Annotated in this window: 1 protein-coding gene; it reads right to left on the bottom strand. The window is 67.7% G+C overall.

Annotated elements, in window-relative coordinates:
- On the bottom strand, positions 1–805 hold an 805-nt coding region (locus A6A05_RS21225), incomplete at both ends, for a recombinase zinc beta ribbon domain-containing protein (RefSeq protein WP_172822189.1).

Below are 805 nucleotides of genomic sequence, written 5' to 3'. Positions count from 1 at the left end.
GGCCTTCGGCGCCGATCAGGCGCCACAGGTCCGGCCAGCCTTCCTCGCGCAAGGTGATGGCGATGGTTTCGCCGCGATAGCTTCCCTCGACCGGCGTCAGCACCACGTCCTTCAGCACGCATTGGAACAGGCGGCGGGTGTCGGCGACGTCGGCGTCGGCCTGCAGCAGGCCGATCGCCTGGCCCAGGCTGGCCCGGATCGCCGCTTCGTCGGGTATCTCGACCGGAATCTCGATGGCCGCCTGCCGGCGCACATCCTCCAGCTCGTCCTGCAGGGCCAGGATGCGGCCGGTGACGTTCTCCTCGTTGACCCCGCGCTCGATGACCGCCAGCAGCCGTTCGATCCGGCCCTTGAGGTCGGTCTGCTGCTTGACCAGGTCATCGCGGCGCCTCATCTCGCGGGCGAAGGCTGCCAGGAATGCCGGTCGGAAGTCCGGCCCACCGGCGATGCGCTCGTGCAATTGCCGGAACACCGCCTCCATCAGGACCGGTTCCTTCACCCCCCGCGAGTTCTTGCACTTGTGGGCATAGCGATGGGTCGAACAGAGGTAGCGCGAGTCGTTGGCCAACGATTTCGGCCCGCCGCACCAGCCGCATTTGACCCAGCCGGTCATGGCGTGCTGGTTGTGGGACGAGAGGATGCGGGGTTCTGCCTTGTCCCGCTTCGCCTTTTCCGCCTGGGGGCGCGGCCGGTCGCGCAAGCGGACCCGCTGCCAGGTGGCGTCGTCGATGATGCGCAGGTGCGGCACCTCGACCCTGGTCCATTCGTGTTCCGGGTTGAGGATCTGGCGTTTCCTGCTGGTGAC

This window comes from Magnetospirillum moscoviense (genome assembly GCF_001650635.1).
GTDB lineage: Bacteria > Pseudomonadota > Alphaproteobacteria > Rhodospirillales > Magnetospirillaceae > Magnetospirillum > Magnetospirillum moscoviense.
This window is presented reverse-complemented; position numbering and strand designations above follow the sequence as displayed.